This is a genomic window from Sphingobium sp. CFD-1, from assembly GCF_024611115.1.
Lineage (GTDB): Bacteria > Pseudomonadota > Alphaproteobacteria > Sphingomonadales > Sphingomonadaceae > Sphingobium > Sphingobium baderi_A.
The window spans coordinates 2077307-2094714 of sequence record NZ_CP084398.1; the positions used below are offsets into that span (position 1 = coordinate 2077307).

The 17408-nt window shown below is 61.6% G+C and carries 17 protein-coding genes; 11 read left to right on the plus strand and 6 right to left on the minus strand.

Features of this window, described 5'->3' with window-relative positions; genetic code table 11:
• Positions 1-75 precede the first annotated feature (75 nt).
• Positions 76-1350: a phosphopyruvate hydratase gene (eno, locus tag LDB26_RS10550; RefSeq protein ID WP_257538346.1), complete on the minus strand. Its 1275-nt coding sequence runs from the start codon at positions 1348-1350 to the stop codon at positions 76-78.
• A gap of 223 nt (positions 1351-1573) precedes the next feature.
• On the opposite strand from eno, the gene LDB26_RS10555 reads away from it, so the two are divergent.
• From LDB26_RS10555 to LDB26_RS10575, 5 genes are all read left to right on the plus strand, one after another.
• Entirely contained in the window at positions 1574-2188 is a 615-nt protein-coding gene (locus tag LDB26_RS10555; protein WP_062066373.1) for a hypothetical protein, read from the plus strand.
• Positions 2189-2250: 62 nt separating this feature from the next.
• Positions 2251-2625: a hypothetical protein gene (locus LDB26_RS10560; RefSeq protein WP_062066376.1), complete on the plus strand. Its 375-nt coding sequence runs from the start codon at positions 2251-2253 to the stop codon at positions 2623-2625.
• Entirely contained in the window at positions 2622-2924 is a 303-nt protein-coding gene (locus tag LDB26_RS10565) for a hypothetical protein (protein WP_062066379.1), read from the plus strand. Before LDB26_RS10560 ends, LDB26_RS10565 begins: the two co-directional genes overlap by 4 nt.
• Entirely contained in the window at positions 2917-3558 is a 642-nt protein-coding gene (locus LDB26_RS10570) for a hypothetical protein (protein WP_257538347.1), read from the plus strand. Before LDB26_RS10565 ends, LDB26_RS10570 begins: the two co-directional genes overlap by 8 nt.
• Before the next feature lie 112 nt (positions 3559-3670).
• On the plus strand, positions 3671-3895 hold the full coding sequence (locus tag LDB26_RS10575; RefSeq protein WP_062066386.1) for a DUF4170 domain-containing protein: 225 nt from the start codon (positions 3671-3673) through the stop codon (positions 3893-3895).
• Between the two features lie 510 nt (positions 3896-4405).
• Here the strand turns inward: LDB26_RS10575 and LDB26_RS10580 are convergent.
• The 5 genes from LDB26_RS10580 to carA all read right to left on the minus strand — a co-directional run bounded on the left by LDB26_RS10580 (position 4406) and on the right by carA (position 10547).
• A complete protein-coding gene (locus LDB26_RS10580; RefSeq protein WP_257538348.1) occupies positions 4406-5044 on the minus strand; it encodes a rhomboid family intramembrane serine protease in 639 nt (212 codons plus the stop codon).
• A gap of 25 nt (positions 5045-5069) precedes the next feature.
• Positions 5070-5546: a transcription elongation factor GreA gene (gene greA, locus LDB26_RS10585; protein ID WP_062066392.1), complete on the minus strand. Its 477-nt coding sequence runs from the start codon at positions 5544-5546 to the stop codon at positions 5070-5072.
• Between the two features lie 81 nt (positions 5547-5627).
• Positions 5628-8963, minus strand: a complete 3336-nt coding sequence (gene carB, locus LDB26_RS10590) for a carbamoyl-phosphate synthase large subunit (RefSeq protein ID WP_257538349.1) — start codon at positions 8961-8963, stop codon at positions 5628-5630.
• Between the two features lie 58 nt (positions 8964-9021).
• Complete coding sequence (locus tag LDB26_RS10595; protein WP_062066399.1) at positions 9022-9390, minus strand: ribonuclease E inhibitor RraB; 369 nt, start codon at positions 9388-9390, stop codon at positions 9022-9024.
• Entirely contained in the window at positions 9387-10547 is a 1161-nt protein-coding gene (gene carA / locus LDB26_RS10600) for a glutamine-hydrolyzing carbamoyl-phosphate synthase small subunit (protein WP_257538350.1), read from the minus strand. Before carA ends, LDB26_RS10595 begins: the two co-directional genes overlap by 4 nt.
• Positions 10548-10703: 156 nt before the next feature.
• On the opposite strand from carA, the gene LDB26_RS10605 reads away from it, so the two are divergent.
• The 6 genes from LDB26_RS10605 to LDB26_RS10630 all read left to right on the plus strand — a co-directional run bounded on the left by LDB26_RS10605 (position 10704) and on the right by LDB26_RS10630 (position 17365).
• Positions 10704-11156 carry a GatB/YqeY domain-containing protein gene (locus LDB26_RS10605; protein WP_062066405.1) on the plus strand — a complete coding sequence of 151 codons (453 nt, stop codon included), beginning with the start codon at positions 10704-10706 and terminating at the stop codon, positions 11154-11156.
• A 97-nt stretch (positions 11157-11253) separates the two neighbouring features.
• Positions 11254-11610 carry a GIY-YIG nuclease family protein gene (locus LDB26_RS10610; RefSeq protein WP_257538351.1) on the plus strand — a complete coding sequence of 119 codons (357 nt, stop codon included), beginning with the start codon at positions 11254-11256 and terminating at the stop codon, positions 11608-11610.
• The gene (gene dnaG, locus LDB26_RS10615; RefSeq protein ID WP_257538352.1) at positions 11607-13514 is read left to right on the plus strand and encodes a DNA primase; all 1908 of its coding nucleotides are present in this window, start codon (positions 11607-11609) and stop codon (positions 13512-13514) included. The genes LDB26_RS10610 and dnaG overlap by 4 nt, the downstream gene beginning before the upstream one ends.
• A gap of 45 nt (positions 13515-13559) precedes the next feature.
• Complete coding sequence (gene rpoD / locus LDB26_RS10620) at positions 13560-15605, plus strand: RNA polymerase sigma factor RpoD (protein WP_257538353.1); 2046 nt, start codon at positions 13560-13562, stop codon at positions 15603-15605.
• Between the two features lie 136 nt (positions 15606-15741).
• Positions 15742-16422, plus strand: coding sequence for a hypothetical protein (locus LDB26_RS10625; protein ID WP_257538354.1), 681 nt, complete (start codon positions 15742-15744; stop codon positions 16420-16422).
• 97 nt (positions 16423-16519) lie between these two features.
• Positions 16520-17365: a MoxR family ATPase gene (locus tag LDB26_RS10630; protein ID WP_257538355.1), complete on the plus strand. Its 846-nt coding sequence runs from the start codon at positions 16520-16522 to the stop codon at positions 17363-17365.
• Positions 17366-17408 lie beyond the last annotated feature (43 nt).

Genomic DNA, 17408 nt, shown 5'->3' on the forward strand with positions numbered 1-17408 from the left:
CACTGATGAATCACAGGAAAGGGCAGGCCGCAAGCAAAAAACGCCGAGCTTGCGGCCAACCGTCGGAATATAGATTCAGCGGAAGATGGAACGGCCTGCAAACACGGCCACATCGCCCAGCTCTTCCTCGATACGGATCAGCTGGTTATATTTGGCGAGCCGGTCGGAACGGGCCAGCGAGCCGGTCTTGATCTGCCCGCAATTGGTCGCGACGGCCAGATCGGCGATGGTCGCGTCCTCCGTCTCGCCCGAACGGTGCGACATGACGGCGGTATAACGCGCGCGATGCGCCATATCGACGGCCGCCAGCGTTTCCGTGAGCGTGCCGATCTGGTTCACCTTCACCAGCAGCGAATTGGCCAGCCCCTTGCCAATGCCCATGGACAGTCGCGCGGGATTGGTCACGAACAGGTCGTCGCCAACAAGCTGGACCTTGCCCCCGATCTTGTCGGTCAGCGCCTTCCAGCCTTCGAAATCATCCTCGCTCATGCCGTCCTCGATCGATTTGATCGGATAGTCCGCGCACAGCGCGGCCAGATAATCGGCCATTTCCGTGGGACTTAGCGACAGGCCCTCGCCGGAAATCTCATATTTGCCGTTCTTGAAGAACTCGGTCGCCGCGCAATCCAGCGCCAGCACCACATCGTCGCCCGGCGTATAGCCCGCCTTCTCCACGCTCGTCATTATGAAGTCGAGCGCGTCGCGGGTGGAGGCCAGGTTCGGGGCGAAACCGCCTTCATCGCCCACCGCCGTCGCCAGCCCCTTATCGTGCAGGCCCTTCTTCAGCGTATGGAAGATTTCCGAACCGATCCGCACCGCGTCGGCAATGCTTTCCGCACCGACCGGCATCACCATGAATTCCTGGAAGTCGATCGGATTGTCGGCATGTTCGCCGCCATTGATAATGTTCATCATCGGCACCGGCAGCACATGGGCATTGACGCCGCCGACATAACGATAGAGCGGCAGGCCCCGCGCGTCCGCGGCGGCCTTCGCGGTGGCGAGGCTGACGCCCAGGATCGCGTTCGCGCCAAGGCGGCTCTTGTTCTCCGTGCCGTCGAGCGCGATCATCGCCGCGTCGACTTCGGCCTGATCTTCCGCGTCGAGGCCGATGATCTGCTCGGCAATCTCGTCGTTCACGGCAGCGACAGCGGCCAGAACGCCCTTGCCCATATATTTCGACGCATCGCCATCGCGCTTTTCTACGGCTTCATAAGCGCCGGTCGAAGCTCCCGAAGGCACGGCCGCGCGGCCGAAGCTGCCATCCTCCAGCATCACATCGACTTCGACGGTGGGATTGCCCCGGCTATCCAAAATCTGACGGGCATGAATGTCGAGAATGGCGGTCATGGTCGCTCCTGAAATGCTGTGCGGCGGCTTTTCGCGCTCCGCTTAGCCAGCACCCGTCCTCTTTGCAATGCGGGGGGTTGCAACAGCGGCAAAAATGCCGATGCTCGAAATGGTAACGGCAACGGAACTACAGGCGACCGCCAAGCATTAGCATGCTACGGCATTTCCACTTGGTGATCCGGACCTCTGCCCGACAACCTGATGTGAAGGGAGACAATCGACCATGGCCGACACGCCCCAGACCCCTGCCAAGACAGGCACGAAAACCGCCGCAGCCAAGACATCGAAGGCGAAAGCGGCCAAGGCTTCCGCTTCCGGCGTCGCGCCCGTAAAGGCTGCCCCGGTCAAGAAGGCCGCCACGCGCAAGCCGCCCGCCGTCAAGACGAAGGATACCGGAACCAAGGGCTGGAGCGCACAGATCGCCCCTATCAAGGCGCAGGCGGAAAAGGCGGCCAAGGGTGCCAAGGACAAGCTGAACGCCGTCGACTGGAAGGCCCATATCGATCCGCTCAAGGAACAGGCGGGCAAGACCGCCCGCTCCGCCGCCACCGTGGCGAAGGACCAGACCGGATCGGCCATGCAGGGACTTGCCAAGCTGATTTCCGAAACGGCGGGGACAGTGGACGCCAAGCTGGGCCCCCAATATGGCGATTATGCCCGCCACGCAGCCGAATCGGTCGCCAACACCGCCAATTCGCTCGACAGCAAGGATGTAGATCAGCTCATGAGCGAAGCGCGCGATTTCGTGCGAAAAAGCCCGGCCGTGGCCATCGGCGCGGCTGCGGTGGTCGGCTTCGTATTGATGCGTCTCGCCAAGGGATCGTCCGACGACGCCTGAAAAGGCATGGCACACACTAAAGGCCCTGACCAGAAGGGGCGCCAAAGAGGGCGGAGAAACCATTGACCCAGGAACCGGCGGAAACGGTGGAAACGCCGCAGACCGATGGGCAGGACGAGTCTGTCCGCGATAGCATTGCGCGCCTTTACGCCGATGGCCGCGCCTATGCGGAGGCGGAGATCGAACGGCAGAAGCTGCGCGCGGGCATAGCTGCCGCGGGCGCGCGCGATGCTGCCATATTGGGCGCCGTCGCCCTGATGCTGTTGTTCGGCGTTGTGGTCGCCTCGCTGGTAGGGCTGATTTTCGGCCTTGCGCCCGCGCTTGGGCCGCTGGGCGCGACCGGCGCGGTTCTGGGCGGAACGCTGCTGGTCATCCTGCTCTTGCTGTTGCTGGCCAAGGCGCGGATCGGACGCATGAAAAGGGCGATGAAGCCATGAGCCGCGAAGCAGCCTATCGTGAGGCCATCCAGCAAGCCGAAGAAAAGAAGGCTCAGTTCCTGCTTTCCGCCGGTGCCGCGAAAGCGCGTGTCGCGCCAGCTCGTCTGAAGCAGGATGCCAAGGACAAGGTGGTTTCGGTCGCGATGGATGGGGCGGCCAAAGTGGGGCAGCATCCGGTCGCCGCAGGAGCGGGGCTGACTGCCTTCCTTCTCTATCTCGCCCGGCGTCCGTTGGCGGCACTTTTCCGCCGCCTGCACGTTCGTTTTAAAAATCGCAATCCGGAGAATGAAGATGGCTGATATCCGCGCTCAACTTACCCGTGCTCGCGAAGCGGCGAACGATATGGCCGAAAGCGCGACGGAGCGGCTGCGTGACACGCGCGACAATGCCAACGAAGCCTATGTCACATCGCGTGAACGAGCGAGCGCCGCCTATGCCGACGCCCGCGATCGCACGCAAAAGGCCGCCACGCGCGCCAATGAAATCATTCAGGAACATCCCGTGACCGCTGTCGCGGGCGCCGTTGCCGTCGGCGCGGTCGTTGCCTGGATGTTCCCCAAAAGCCGCAAGGTGATGAAGGCACTTCCCGGCCTGGCGATCACGGCGGGAGGACGCGTGCTGGAAGCGGCGGCGGCCGCCCGCGCTTCCACCACGGAAAATGTCGATATCGCAAAAGGTAACGCAACCAGCGCCCTCCTCTCCGCAAAGGACAGCGCGGAGGAAGCGTTCCACGCCGTGAAGGAAACCGCCAGCGAAGCACTTCAGACCGCCCGGGACAACGCGGCCGAATTTGCGGCCCACGCCCGCGCAAGCGCTTCAGCCGCAGATTTGCCCGGCAAGGCATCGCGCCTCGCCGATGAGATGATCGCCCTCGTCGCGACCAAGGCCGACGCGTTCAGCGACGCCCTCAAATCGCGATTGCCCAAAAGGTAATCGCACCGGCCGTGAATGCACGCACCGACCGCCCACTTTCCCTTGGAGGCGCAGGAGAGCGCTGCTAAGCCCGCCCAAATCCATGAGGAGCCAAATCCAGGAAGGGAAGGTCATGAGCAAGCTGCATCTCGTGATGGGCGGTCGCGTCAAGAATCCCCAGACGCTTGAGTTCGAGGATCTGGGCGCCATCGACATCGTCGGCGTCTACCCCGACTATGCCAGCGCCGAAAGCGCATGGCGCGGCGCGGCGCAACGCACCGTGGACGATGCGGAAATGCGCTATGTGATCGTGCACCTGCACCGTCTGCTGGAACCGGAACTGCCCAAATCCACGTAGGCGCTCGGGTAAAAGCATCAGGCCACCAAAGGCATAGTGGATAGTTAGGGACTGCCCGCTTGTGACGAGCGATTATGCTAAAACCGTCGCTACCCACACTTTGCGGTTCAACTATCTACCGTTCGCGTTGCAGCGATGAAAATCAGCGAACCGACTACAAGCCTGAGAAATGCCGCTAGCGTCATTACAAAGGCTGCTCCCGGCTCCGCGCGAAATAGCTCCCTGTTGCGAACAGGGCGACAAATCGCCCCATCAAGGTAGCCACGCCACGGCTCTGCCGCGTAAACTTGTATGTCATATATGAAGAGGCAACAGAACTGCCACCAACCGACACGCATAAGAGGACTGCAATCCAAATCTGCGTGCTAGGACGCATCACTATTTCGAGTGCTGGTTCCGATTTAAATCATATCTCACGACCTTTGGTCAGCTTTGGATATAGCGGGGCTCGGACGTAAATGGCGAAAATTGGCCGAAACTGCCGTCACAAAACCGCAGCTAACGCCTCGCTCAATTCACCAGCTGATGCCGCTTCCTGAAGCGCCACCGCAACAAAGGCCGCGTCAGCGCCAGCCCCACCAGAAAACCACCAATATGGGCTGCCACCGCGATCTGGCCCAGATCGCCCATGCCGCCAGCCGTCGCGATACCGATCATCAACTGAATCGCGATCCAGCCCGCCGCCAGCCACAACACCCGCACCATATTGGCCGAAAACGGACCGATCCGCCGCACATTCTGCTGGCTGTAAAGCAGCGAATAAGTGGCGACGACCGCGGAAATCGCGCCGCTTGCACCCACCATCGGATTCGTGGTGCCGGGATCGACCGCCCATTGCACCAACGTGGCGCCATAAGCGCCCGCGACATAGAGGATCAGTGTCCCCCAGCGGTCCAGCACATGCTCCACCTGCCGCCCGCAAAAGACCAGCATCAGCAGGTTGAAGCCGATATGCAGCCAGCCCGCATGGATCAACGTGCAACTAAGCGGCGTCAGCCACGCAGGCACGGCCCATATGCCGTCGAGAAGATGGGAATCGCCGATCCGGGCAGGAATAAACCCGCCCATGATGGCGGCATTGTCTACCTGTCCCGTCAGATACAGCAGCAGGAACGCGGCGAAAGTGATCGCCGCGATCCCATTGGTCATGCGACCGATCGGCGGTTTCACGAGATCAGAGGAACGCGATTTTGTCGACAAGGTAGAATTTGTCGCCCGACGGGACAGACACCTCCACTTCATCGCCAACCTCACGACCGATCAGCGCCCGGCCCAGCGGGCTATTATAACTTATCATGCCAATCCTGGCGTCTGCCTCGGCCTGGCCCACGATCTGATATTTGACGGGCTTGTCATCCTCGTCGAGCAGCGTAACTGTCGCGCCGAAGATCACCCTGTCGCCAGACAGCGTTTTCGGGTCGATAACCTGCGCGCGGGAGAGTTTGTCCTCCAGATCGGCGATGGTGGCTTCGACTTGGCCCTGCCGTTCCTTCGCCGCATGATATTCGGCATTTTCCGACAGGTCGCCATGCGCGCGCGCGACTTCGATCGCCTCCACGATCAGCGGCCGCTCAGCCTTCAGTTCGCGAAGCTGCGCCGTGAGCTTGTCATAGCCCATCTGAAGCATCGGCATCTTCTCGACGGTCGCCATTACTGCAAATCCTTCGTCAAAACTTCCCTTTGGCGGCCCCGCCCATGGGGTCGCCCGCAGCGTGTTCCTTCATGCAGGGGGTCAGGCTTGCGGCCTTGGATAATAGGACTGGAGCGAGCGCACTTCAAGGGCATGGCCGCGCAACGCCTCGATTGCGTCCGCCGCCGCCAGGCTGGCAGCCGCCGTGGTGAAGCTCGCGACCTTCTGCCGCAGCGCGCTTGTACGGATCGCCTTGCTATCTTTTAGCGACTGCCACCCCTCGGTCGTGTTGAAAATCAGGTCCACGCCGCCATCGGTGATCCGGTCGACGATGTGCGGGCGGCCCTGCGCCACCTTGTTCACCGTTTCGATCGGGATGCCGTTATCTTCCAGAAAGCGTGCCGTACCGCCCGTCGCGATGATCTTGAAGCCCATGTCGACCAGCTTGCGCGCCGCCGGCAGGATCACCGGCTTGTCGCTGTCCTTGAGCGAAATGAACACCGTTCCATGCGTCGGGAGCACCATGCCGGCGCCAAGCTGCGATTTGGCGAAAGCTGTAGCAAAATTACTATCGATTCCCATAACTTCACCCGTGCTCTTCATTTCAGGTGAGAGTACTGGATCGACGCCGGGGAAGCGCGCGAAGGGGAACACCGCTTCCTTGACCGCGACATGATCGATAGCGTTGCGGTCGATCTTCGGCAGGTCCTTAAGCTTCTCCCCCGCCATCACGCGGCTGGCGATCTTGGCGATGGGCGTGCCGACGGCCTTGGCGACGAAGGGCACCGTGCGGCTGGCGCGCGGATTGACTTCGATCAGATAGACGGTGCCGTCCTTGACCGCATACTGGATGTTCATGAGGCCGCGGACATGCAGCGCATGGGCCAGCACCTCGGTCTGCCGCTCTATCTCCGCAATGACGTCGTCGGGCAGGCTGTAAGGCGGCAGCGAACAAGCGCTGTCGCCTGAATGGACGCCCGCCTCCTCGATATGCTGAAGCACGCCCGCGACCACCACATCGTCGCCATCGCACAGCGCATCCACGTCCACCTCGGTCGCATCGCGCAGATACTGGTCGATCAGCACCGGCGAGTCGCCGGACATCTGAACGGCGGTCGTGATATATTCCTCAAGCTGCGCCTGACCGTCGACGATCTCCATCGCGCGGCCGCCCAGAACATAGGACGGACGCATCAGCACCGGATAGCCGATCCGGTTGGCGACGGCGATCGCCTCTTCCCGTGAACGAGCGATGCCGTTGGCGGGCTGCTTCAGTTTCAGCTTGTCGATCAACGCCGCGAACCGCTCGCGATCCTCGGCAAGGTCGATGGCGTCGGGCGACGTGCCCAGGATCGGAATCCCTGCATCCTCCAGTGCCTGCGCCAGCTTGAGCGGAGTCTGGCCGCCAAATTGCACGATAACGCCCTTCAGCGTCCCGTTCGACATTTCGACGTGCAGGATTTCCAGAACATCCTCAGCCGTCAGCGGTTCGAAATAGAGGCGGTCCGACGTATCGTAATCGGTCGAAACCGTCTCCGGGTTACAGTTTATCATGATCGTTTCATAACCCGCTTCGCTGAGCGCGAAGCAGGCGTGGACGCAGCAATAGTCGAACTCGATCCCCTGCCCGATCCGGTTCGGCCCGCCGCCCAAGATCACGACCTTATTGCGGTCGGTGGGCTGCGCCTCATTCTCCGCCTCGCCAAAGATCGGCGCTTCATAGGTCGAATACATATAAGGCGTCTTCGCCTCGAACTCGGCGGCGCAGGTGTCGATGCGCTTGAATACCGGACGCACCCCCAGTTTGTGACGCAGGCCGCGCACTTCATTCTCCGTCACGCCGCCGGTCATGGCGACGACCGCGTCATGGATCAGGCCGCCGCCCCGCGCGATGCCCCGCTCCATGCCACGCAGATTGGCGGATTTGAGAGCCAGCCCTGCCAGCCGTTTGTCGGAAAAACCCATGGATTTGAGGTGGCGCATCCCATCCGCATCCTGCGGCAAGCCGTTCGCCAACACGTCCGCTTCGGCCTCGACAATCTCCTTGATCCGTTCGAGGAACCAGGGATCATATTTGGCGACGGCGTGGATTTCCTCGACGCTCAGCCCTTCGCGCAGCGCCTGCGCGGCGACCAGCAAGCGGTCGGGCGTCGGCTGGGCAAGTGCGGCGATGATGTCGTCTCTGGACGCGCCTTCCAGATGATGGACATTGTCGAAGCCAGATAGGCCCGTTTCCAGCCCGCGCAGAGCCTTCTGCATGGATTCATGGATGTTGCGGCCAATGGCCATCACCTCGCCCACCGACTTCATCGCGGTGCCGAGCAACGGCTCAGACCCCTTGAATTTCTCGAAGGCGAAGCGCGGGATCTTGGTCACGACATAGTCGATGGTCGGTTCGAAGCTCGCTGGCGTCGCGCCGGTGATGTCGTTCTCGATCTCGTCCAGCGTATAGCCGACCGCCAGCTTCGCCGCGACTTTCGCAATTGGGAAGCCGGTGGCCTTCGAGGCCAGCGCGGAAGAACGGGAAACGCGCGGGTTCATCTCGATGACGACCAGGCGGCCATCCTTCGGATTGACTGCGAACTGCACGTTGGAACCGCCTGTTTCCACGCCGATTTCACGCAGGACCGCGATACTCGCGTTCCGCATGATCTGATATTCCTTGTCCGTCAGCGTCAAAGCGGGCGCGACGGTGATGGAGTCGCCGGTATGGACGCCCATCGGATCGATATTCTCGATGGAACAGATGATGATGGCGTTGTCGGCGCGATCACGCACCACCTCCATCTCATATTCCTTCCAGCCGAGCAGCGATTCCTCGATCAGCACCTCGGTCGTGGGCGAAGCGTCGAGGCCGCCCCGCACGATGCTCATGAACTCATCGCGATTATAGGCGATGCCGCCGCCCGTGCCGCCCATGGTGAAACTGGGACGGATGATCGACGGCAGGCCGGTGAACTCCAGCGCCTCCATCGCCTCTTCCATCGTGTGGGCGATGCGCGAGCGGGCGCTTTCCAGGCCGATCTTGTCCATGGCGTCGCGGAACTTGATCCGGTCTTCCGCCTTGTCGATCGCCTCGGCGTCCGCGCCGATCATCTGGACGCCATATTTCTCCAGCGTGCCGTCATTGAACAGCGCCAGCGCCGTGTTGAGCGCCGTCTGCCCGCCCATAGTCGGCAGCACCGCGTCCGGCCGCTCCTTCTCGATGATCTTCGCCACGATTTCGGGCGTGATCGGCTCGACATAGGTGGCGTCGGCGAATTCCGGGTCGGTCATGATCGTGGCCGGGTTGGAGTTCACCAATATGATGCGATAGCCCTCTTCCTTGAGCGCTTTCACCGCCTGCGTGCCCGAATAGTCGAACTCGCACGCCTGGCCGATGATGATCGGCCCCGCGCCGATGATGAGGATGGAGGAAATGTCGGTGCGTTTGGGCATTATTCGGCCTCTGATTTATAAGGATCGGCGCCTTCGAAGGCTGTTCGTAAAGCGATGGTCAATGCACTGCCCCTGTCCGGGCTTCGCAACCCCAGCCGTCATATTCGACCCCGCAAAGGATTTCGATCTGGAGACACTTTTTCGTCAGCGCACGGATGGACGCTTCGTCGACCGCCTGCTCGGTTTCGAGAAACAGGTAGAGATCGCCTTCCTCATCCTCTTCGCGGTCGAGTTCGACAAAGCCGAACTGGCTGGCGATGGTCAGCACCCGTTCGAAATCCTTCTCGCTCCCACGGAAGCTGACATCGACGGGGCGTGGAATGCTCGGCTTGTCGCCATTCTCGGCCAGATTGGCGAGAACAGCCTTGTCCGCCTCCCACTCCGCTTCGAGCCGGGCGGGATCAACCTGGGGCAGGTTGAGGCTCACTTAAGCCCCTCCACGAACCGCTGGAACAGGTAGAAGCTGTCCTGCGGCCCCGGTGAGGCCTCGGGGTGGTACTGAACCGAAAAGGCTTTCCTGTCTGTCAGTTCGATGCCGCAGTTGCTACCGTCAAAGAGCGACACATGGGTCGGCTTCACATTAGCGGGCAGCGTATCGGCATCGACCGCGAAGCCGTGGTTCATGCTGGTGATCTCGACCAGTCCGTCCTCCAGCCGCTTGACCGGATGGTTCGCGCCGCGGTGGCCCTGATGCATCTTGACCGTCTTCGCGCCGACTGCGAGGCCAAGCAACTGGTGCCCCAGACAGATGCCGAAGATCGGCACCTCCGCCTCCAGCGCCTGCTTGATCACCGACACCGCATAGCCGCCGGTCGCGGCCGGATCGCCCGGACCGTTGGAGAGGAACAGGCCGTCAGGCTTCTGTTCCATCACCTGTTCAAAGGTCGCGGTGGCGGGGAGCACAGTGACGCGTGCGCCAGCCTTCACCAGATTGCGGAAGATATTGTTCTTCGCGCCATAGTCGATCGCGACGACATGGGGCCGCTCATCTCCCGCCTCACCCACGCCATAGCCGAAGCCCAGACGCCATACCCCGTCCTTCCACGGACGCTCCGTCCCCGTGACTTCGATGGCGAGGTCCATGCCCTCCAGTCCCGGCCAACCTGCCGCCTTCTCCGCCAGCGCGGCGATGTCGAACTTTCCTTCTGGATCATGGGCGATCACGACATTGGGCGCGCCCTTTAGCCTTATCATCCGCGTCAGCGCGCGGGTATCGACGCCCGCAAGGCCGATCCGGCCCTTTTCCTGCATCCACTGGTCGAAGGGTTCGACATTGCGGAAATTGCTGGGCTCCGTCACATCCTGCCGCACGATGCAGCCCAGTGCATGGGGGCTGTCCGCCTCCACATCGTCCGGGTTGGTGCCAACATTGCCGATATGAGGAAAGGTGAAATTGATGATCTGCCCGGCATAGCTGGGATCAGTCATGATCTCCTGATAGCCGGTGATGGAGGTGTTGAAGCAAAGCTCCCCCACCGCTTCGCCGACCGCACCGAAACCGCGTCCGAACACGGCCGAGCCATCGGCGAAAACCAATACCCCTGTGACTCCTTTGGGCACGGTCAGGGATTTGGCGTCGGCCATGGCTTGCTAAGTCCTTCTTATGCTTTTGCGGGAACCCGTCTTCAGCGGGTTAAACGGCCCGCCACCTATGCCCAGCAGGGCGCGCGGTCAACTCCTGTTAAAAATCTCTTTTCGCATTATATCTGTCTCTTTCCAGATAACAGGATTCTTATCGCCATGATTCGCGAGCAGCTAAAGAGCGCCCAGATCGAAGCCATGAAGGGCGGCGACAAGGAAAGACTGGCCGCCGTGCGGCTGATCCTTGCGAAGCTCAAGGACCGCGACATCGAACTGAGGACCGCCAGCAATGTTCCCGACGACGATACGGTCGTGGTCGACGTGCTGCAGAAGATGGCCAAGCAGCGCCGCGAATCGATCGAGATGTTCAAGAGCGGAGGCCGCGACGAACTGGCCGCCAAGGAACAGGGCGAACTGGCCGTGATCGACAGCTTCCTCCCCGCGCAACTGAGCGAGGATGAAACGAAGGCCGCGATCGAGGCGATCAAGACCGAAGTGGGCGCGGCGAGCGTCAAGGATATGGGCCGCGTCATGGCTGTCCTCAAGGAACGCCACGGCTCGGTCATCGACATGAGCAAGGCCAGCGGACTGGTAAAGGCCGCCTTGGGGTAAGCCCAGCCTCCGTTCGTTTCGAGCGAGTCGAAAAACCGCTGCGATCTCCTATCCCAACTTCGCTCGACACGGACAGGCGTTGGGGCATAATCGACCGATGGTTTTCTGGACCTACATGCTGAAATATTTGGATGGCCGTTATTATACCGGCCATACCGACGCCCTTGAACATCGCATCGGGCAGCATCAATGCGGTCAGGGCAGTGCGCTCACGCGCCGCCCCCTGCCCGTGCAACTCGTCTGGAGCGAAAACTTCTCCGCCCGAATCGAAGCATTGGAGGCCGGACGAATCATCGAAGGCTGGTCGCGCGCCAAGAAAGAGGCGTTGATCGCGGGCAACTGGTCCCTGGTTTCGTTTTTTGCCAAACTACCGCGCGAGCGTTTAGCTTCGCAGAACTCGCATTCGACTCGTTTCTCGACTTCGCTCGAAACGAACGGCGATATGCCAGCATGAGCCTCACCCCCGCCTTCCTTGACGAACTGCGCGCACGCACATCGCTGTCGACACTGATCGGCCGCACGGTGAAGATCCAGAAGGCAGGTCGCGAATATAAGGCCTGCTGTCCCTTCCATAATGAAAAGACGCCCAGCTTCACGATCAACGATGAAAAGGGCTTCTATCACTGCTTCGGTTGCGGCGCGCATGGCGATGCGATCCGCTGGATGACGGACCAGCGCGGCCTGCCCTTTATGGAGGCGGTGAAGGAACTCGCCCAAACCGCTGGCATGGAAGTTCCTGCACCTGATCCCCGCGCCGCCCAGCGCGCCGAACAGGCAAAGGGGCTGCACGACGTCATGGCGGCGGCACAGAGCTTTTTCGAGGATCAACTGGGCGGCATCGACGGCGCAGAAGCCCGCGCCTATCTCCAGCACCGTGGCATATCGGACGCCACGCGCCGGACTTTCGGTTTCGGCTATTCCCCGGACTCGCGCGGCAAGCTCAAAGTGGCCTTGCGCGATTTCGGCGATCCGATGCTGATTGAGGCAGGGCTGCTGATCGACCCTGACGGCGCCGAGCCGGAAGACAGCCAAGCCAGGAAACGCGACAGTTATGACCGTTTCCGCGGCCGCCTGATGCTCCCTATTCGTGACATTCGCGGCCGGGTGATTGCTTTTGGAGGCCGCATCATCGGCCAGGGCGAGCCCAAATATCTGAACTCCCCGGACACCCCCCTCTTCGACAAGGGCCGCACACTCTACAATATCGACCGCGCCTCCCCCGCCAGTCGCCAGTCGGGCCGCATCATCGTGGTAGAAGGCTATATGGACGTGATCGCGCTGGCGCAGGCCGGTTTCGCCGAAGCCGTCGCTCCGCTCGGCACCGCGCTGACCGAACATCAGATCGAGCGGCTATGGAAAATGGCGGACGTCCCCATCCTCTGCTTCGACGGCGATTCGGCAGGACAGAAGGCTGCGATCCGCGCCGCGACTCGGGCCCTGCCCCTGCTCCGCCCGGGCATGAGTCTAGCTTTCGCGACTCTTCCGGGCGGCCAGGACCCCGACGACCTCATCCGTGCCCAGGGCACCACCGCCATGGAAAGCGTGCTGGCAAGCGCCGAACCCTTGGTCGAACGCCTCTGGAAGCATGAGCAGGGCGTCGCGCCACTCGATACGCCCGAACAGCGGGCCGCGCTCAAACAGCGCCTGTCGGCCATTACGGACGCCATCGCGCATTCCGACGTGCGCGCTCATTATGTGCAGGCATTCCGCGAGCGTTACGACGCCCTGTTCTTCGCCCGCCGCCAGAGCGGCTTCACCCCCGGCCCCCGCCACAATCCGCGCGGCGCGAGCGGCGGCTGGCAACGCGACCGGCGCGGCAACTGGAAGCCGCCGCTTCCGCCCGCCGGGACCGAAGCCCGCGCCATCGGCGAAAGCGGCATGGAACAGCGTCTTTTGCGCGCGATTCTTGCCAGCCTGCTGCGTCATCCCGAACAGATCGCACTCCACCGCGAAACACTTTCGGGACTACAGATCGCCGACTCCGCGCTCGCCCAATTGCTTGACGCGATGATTGCCGCATCATTCCGCAAAGAAACAGTTGAAAGACAGGGCCTCCTTACCATATTGGGGCAAGGTGAAGTGTATAATATGGCGAAGGGGATGCTCCGGGCCGACACGTTCACATTCACCCCCCACAGGATCACAGCCGACCCTGATCGCGTGGCGCGCGATCTGGATGAAGCTGTTCGGGTGATGGCGCAGGGACCGGAGTTGGAGGCAGCACTGGCGCAAGCCACGCGGCGATTTGAGAGCGAGGTCAGCGAAGAAAATTTCGCTGAGCAGCAGCGCATGAGGGCGCTGAAGGCGGATCACGATCGACGCTTGGCGGAACTGGCGCAGTCCGAAGACATTATCTGATTGAATAATCGCTCTTTTCGGAGCGGTGAAGTTTAAGGCGAATAAATGGCGACCAAAGCGAACGGCAAGGCTTCAGGTGAGGATACGGATACCGGCGACGCGCCGCTGCTCGATCTGAACGAGGCATCGGTCAAGAAGCTGATCGCCCGCGCGAAGAAGCGCGGCTATATCACCTATGACGAGTTGAACGACGCCCTGCCGCAGGACCAGATGTCCTCCGAGCAGATCGAGGACATCATGTCCGCGCTCAACGAAATGGGCGTCAACATCGTCGAGAATGAAGAAGCCAGCGAAGACGGCGACGATCAGCGCGACGATAATGACGACGACACGAGCGAGGATAGCGCCGAGGATGATGGCGGCCCCAAGCTCGTTACTGAGAAAAAGAAGGAAACCGTCGATCGCACCGACGATCCGGTCCGCATGTATCTGCGCGAAATGGGCGCGGTGGAACTGCTCAGCCGCGAAGGCGAAATCGCCATCGCCAAGCGGATCGAGGCCGGCCGCGACACGATGATCCTGGGCCTGTGCGAAAGCCCCACGACCTTCAACGCAATCATCGAATGGTCGACCGCCCTCAACAATGGCGAAATGCAGCTTCGCGAGATCCTCGACCTCGACGCCATGCTATCCAAAGACCCAGCTCCGGAAAATCTGGAGGAAGGGGCCGAGGACGATGACGGCGAAATCAGCGAAAAGACCGCCGGTCCCAGCTTCAAGGAAGAAGAAGAGCCGGAGGAGGAATCCGCCGACGCCGATGAGGATGAGGACGGCCTGACCGAACGCCGCACCCGCCGGGTGGAAGAGGAAGAGGAGGAAGACAACACCCTCTCCCTCGCCCAGATGGAAGAGACGCTCAAGCCGATGGCGCTGGAGAAGTTCGCAACCATCACGGAAATTTTCCGCACCTTCTCCAACGCGCAGGCAGCGCGCATGGCCGCCATGGCCAATGGCGAGAACCTTAGTCAGAAGGCCGAGGACAGCTATCAGGAATTGCGCGAGCAACTGACCGCCGAGGTCGAAAGCGTCCAGTTCCACCAGCAGAAGATCGAATATCTCGTCGATCAGCTTTATGCCTATAACCGGCGTCTGACCGCGCTGGGCGGGCAGATGCTACGTCTGGCCGAGCGACACAAGGTCAGCCGCAAGGATTTTCTCGACCGCTATGTGAACCATGAACTGGACGACGGCTGGCTCGACAAGGTCAGCGGCCTCGACAAGAAATGGTCTGCCTTCGCCGCCGCCGAAGCGCGCGCGGTCGACCGCATTCGCAACGAAGTGAGCGAAATCGCGCAGGCGACCGGCATGTCGCTCTCCGAATTCCGCCGCATCGTGAATATGGTGCAGAAGGGCGAGCGCGAAGCGCGCATCGCGAAGAAGGAAATGGTGGAGGCGAACCTGCGTCTCGTCATTTCCATTGCTAAAAAATATACGAACCGCGGCCTGCAATTCCTTGATCTTATTCAAGAAGGTAATATCGGCCTGATGAAGGCGGTCGATAAGTTCGAATATCGTCGCGGCTATAAATTCAGCACCTATGCGACCTGGTGGATCAGGCAGGCGATCACGCGCTCCATCGCGGATCAGGCCCGCACCATCCGCATCCCGGTCCACATGATCGAAACGATCAACAAGCTGGTCCGCACCTCCCGCCAGTTCCTGCACGAACAGGGCCGCGAACCGACGCCCGAAGAAATGGCCGAACGCCTCTCCATGCCCTTGGAGAAGGTCCGCAAGGTCATGAAGATCGCGAAGGAACCGATCTCGCTCGAAACGCCGATCGGCGACGAGGAGGATTCGCATCTGGGCGACTTCATCGAGGACAAGAACGCCATCATCCCGGTGGATGCCGCGATCCAGGCGAATCTCAAGGAAACGGTCACTCGCGTCCTTGCGTCCCTCACCCCCCGCGAAGAACGCGTGCTGCGTATGCGTTTCGGCATCGGCATGAACACCGATCACACGCTGGAGGAAGTGGGGCAGCAGTTCAGCGTGACCCGCGAACGCATCCGCCAGATCGAGGCGAAGGCGCTCCGCAAGCTCAAGCATCCTTCGCGCTCGCGCAAGATGCGGAGCTTCCTCGACCAATAGGCCGGTTTCTGCGACGAAATAAGGGAAAAGGCGGCAAAAGCGGCCGCCTTTTTTTATGCCGTAAACTCCTCGTTTACCGCCCTGCGATACGCTCTCCCCTTAGCCTTAAATGCATGGGCACAGGGGTTTTCTTGTGATGAACGACGCGGCGCAACGCTATCAGTTTGGAGACATAGCGCAGGTTCTGGAGGCGCTGGTCGCGGCCGATGGCACGGGCGCGCATCCCTATGCTCATCAGGCGGCGGGTGGCCAGGACGTGCGCGACGCGCTGCTGTCCCTGTCCGACCTTGCCGACGCAGCCTATTATCTCTGCCTGCTTCATGGCCGTCATCCCGGCGTCATCGACCATGCCGCCACCCGTTCCGCCGACAACGCCGCGCGCGAATGGCTGATCCAGGCTGCCGACGGCTTCGTCCGCGAACGCGCCTATCTGACGCAGGTGACAGTGGCTGTCGGCCCTGCCCCCAGCACGACCGGACAGGCGAATTGCGAAACCACCGTCAGCCAGCAACGCCACGCCCTCGATATGCTGGCCCAATCCGACCGGCGCGGCTGTGCGATGGGCGCGGCCATGGCGCTGGCGCTCGACTGGCGCGCCGTACGCCGCGTGCTGGACAAAGCCGCGATCCGGATGGGCCTGGAGCCGGTGCGTTCCACCCTTCCCGACCGGGCCGCCACCTTGGATGTCGCCCGCGCCATCGGCGGGGACGACGCCATCGACCGCGCCATCCAGTTCGGCGCGCGCCAGCTTCTCAGCCAGCATCGGGGCCTCTGGGACTTGCTGGCCGCCCGCGCCCAGGTCCGCGCTCGTTCCTGATCGCGCAAGTTCCGCCGCGCCGCACAAACGCATTGCGCCCTCTCTTCGCTTTGCCTAGTTCCTGTCGGACAATTGGAAAGCGAAGAGCGGAACGAACATGCGATTTGAAGGCACGCAGGATTATGTCGCAACCGATGACCTGAAGGTCGCGGTCAACGCCGCCGTGCTGCTGCGCCGCCCCTTGCTCGTGAAGGGAGAGCCGGGCACCGGCAAGACCGTGCTGGCGCAGGAAATCGCCAAGGCGCTGGACGCCCCACTCATCGAATGGAACGTCAAGTCCACGACCAAGGCGCATCAGGGCCTTTACGAATATGACGCGGTCGCCCGCCTGCGCGACGGCCAGCTCGGCGACCCGCGCGTCCACGAAATCTCCAACTACATCCGCAAGGGCAAGCTGTGGGAAGCCTTCACTGCGCCCAAGCTCCCCGTCCTCCTGATCGACGAGATCGACAAGGCCGATATAGAGTTCCCCAACGACCTGTTGCAGGAACTCGACCGCATGGCTTTCCACGTCTACGAAACCGGCGAAACGATCGCCGCGCAGGAACGCCCGGTCGTCGTCATCACGTCCAATAATGAGAAGGAACTGCCCGACGCCTTCCTGCGCCGCTGCTTCTTCCATTACATCAAGTTCCCGGACCGCGAGACGATGCAGGCCATTGTCGACGTGCATTTCCCCGGCATCCAGAAGATCCTCGTCAGCAAGGCGATGGACATTTTCTACGAGATCCGCGATGTGCCCGGCCTCAAGAAAAAGCCCTCGACCAGCGAACTGCTCGACTGGCTGAAACTGCTCCTCAATGAGGACATGCCGCTCGACGTGCTTCAGAACAGCGACCCGACCAAGGCGATCCCACCACTCCACGGCGCGCTGCTGAAGAATGAGCAGGACATCATGATGTTCGAACGCCTCGCCTTCATGGCGCGGCGGCAGGGGCGGTAAGGACAGCCAACCTCCGTTCGTTTTCGAGCGAAGTCGAGAAACG

Coding starts and splice junctions, on each gene's coding strand:
- LDB26_RS10625 (WP_257538354.1), top strand. CDS start 15,742: ATGAACGACGCGGCGCAACGCTATCAGTTTGGAGACATAGCGCAGGTT.
- carB (WP_257538349.1), bottom strand. CDS start 8,963: ATGCCCAAACGCACCGACATTTCCTCCATCCTCATCATCGGCGCGGGG.
- carA (WP_257538350.1), bottom strand. CDS start 10,547: ATGGCCGACGCCAAATCCCTGACCGTGCCCAAAGGAGTCACAGGGGTA.
- LDB26_RS10555 (WP_062066373.1), top strand. CDS start 1,574: ATGGCCGACACGCCCCAGACCCCTGCCAAGACAGGCACGAAAACCGCC.
- LDB26_RS10605 (WP_062066405.1), top strand. CDS start 10,704: ATGATTCGCGAGCAGCTAAAGAGCGCCCAGATCGAAGCCATGAAGGGC.
- greA (WP_062066392.1), bottom strand. CDS start 5,546: ATGGCGACCGTCGAGAAGATGCCGATGCTTCAGATGGGCTATGACAAG.
- dnaG (WP_257538352.1), top strand. CDS start 11,607: ATGAGCCTCACCCCCGCCTTCCTTGACGAACTGCGCGCACGCACATCG.
- rpoD (WP_257538353.1), top strand. CDS start 13,560: ATGGCGACCAAAGCGAACGGCAAGGCTTCAGGTGAGGATACGGATACC.
- LDB26_RS10565 (WP_062066379.1), top strand. CDS start 2,622: ATGAGCCGCGAAGCAGCCTATCGTGAGGCCATCCAGCAAGCCGAAGAA.
- LDB26_RS10630 (WP_257538355.1), top strand. CDS start 16,520: ATGCGATTTGAAGGCACGCAGGATTATGTCGCAACCGATGACCTGAAG.
- eno (WP_257538346.1), bottom strand. CDS start 1,350: ATGACCGCCATTCTCGACATTCATGCCCGTCAGATTTTGGATAGCCGG.
- LDB26_RS10610 (WP_257538351.1), top strand. CDS start 11,254: ATGGTTTTCTGGACCTACATGCTGAAATATTTGGATGGCCGTTATTAT.
- LDB26_RS10575 (WP_062066386.1), top strand. CDS start 3,671: ATGAGCAAGCTGCATCTCGTGATGGGCGGTCGCGTCAAGAATCCCCAG.
- LDB26_RS10580 (WP_257538348.1), bottom strand. CDS start 5,044: ATGACCAATGGGATCGCGGCGATCACTTTCGCCGCGTTCCTGCTGCTG.
- LDB26_RS10570 (WP_257538347.1), top strand. CDS start 2,917: ATGGCTGATATCCGCGCTCAACTTACCCGTGCTCGCGAAGCGGCGAAC.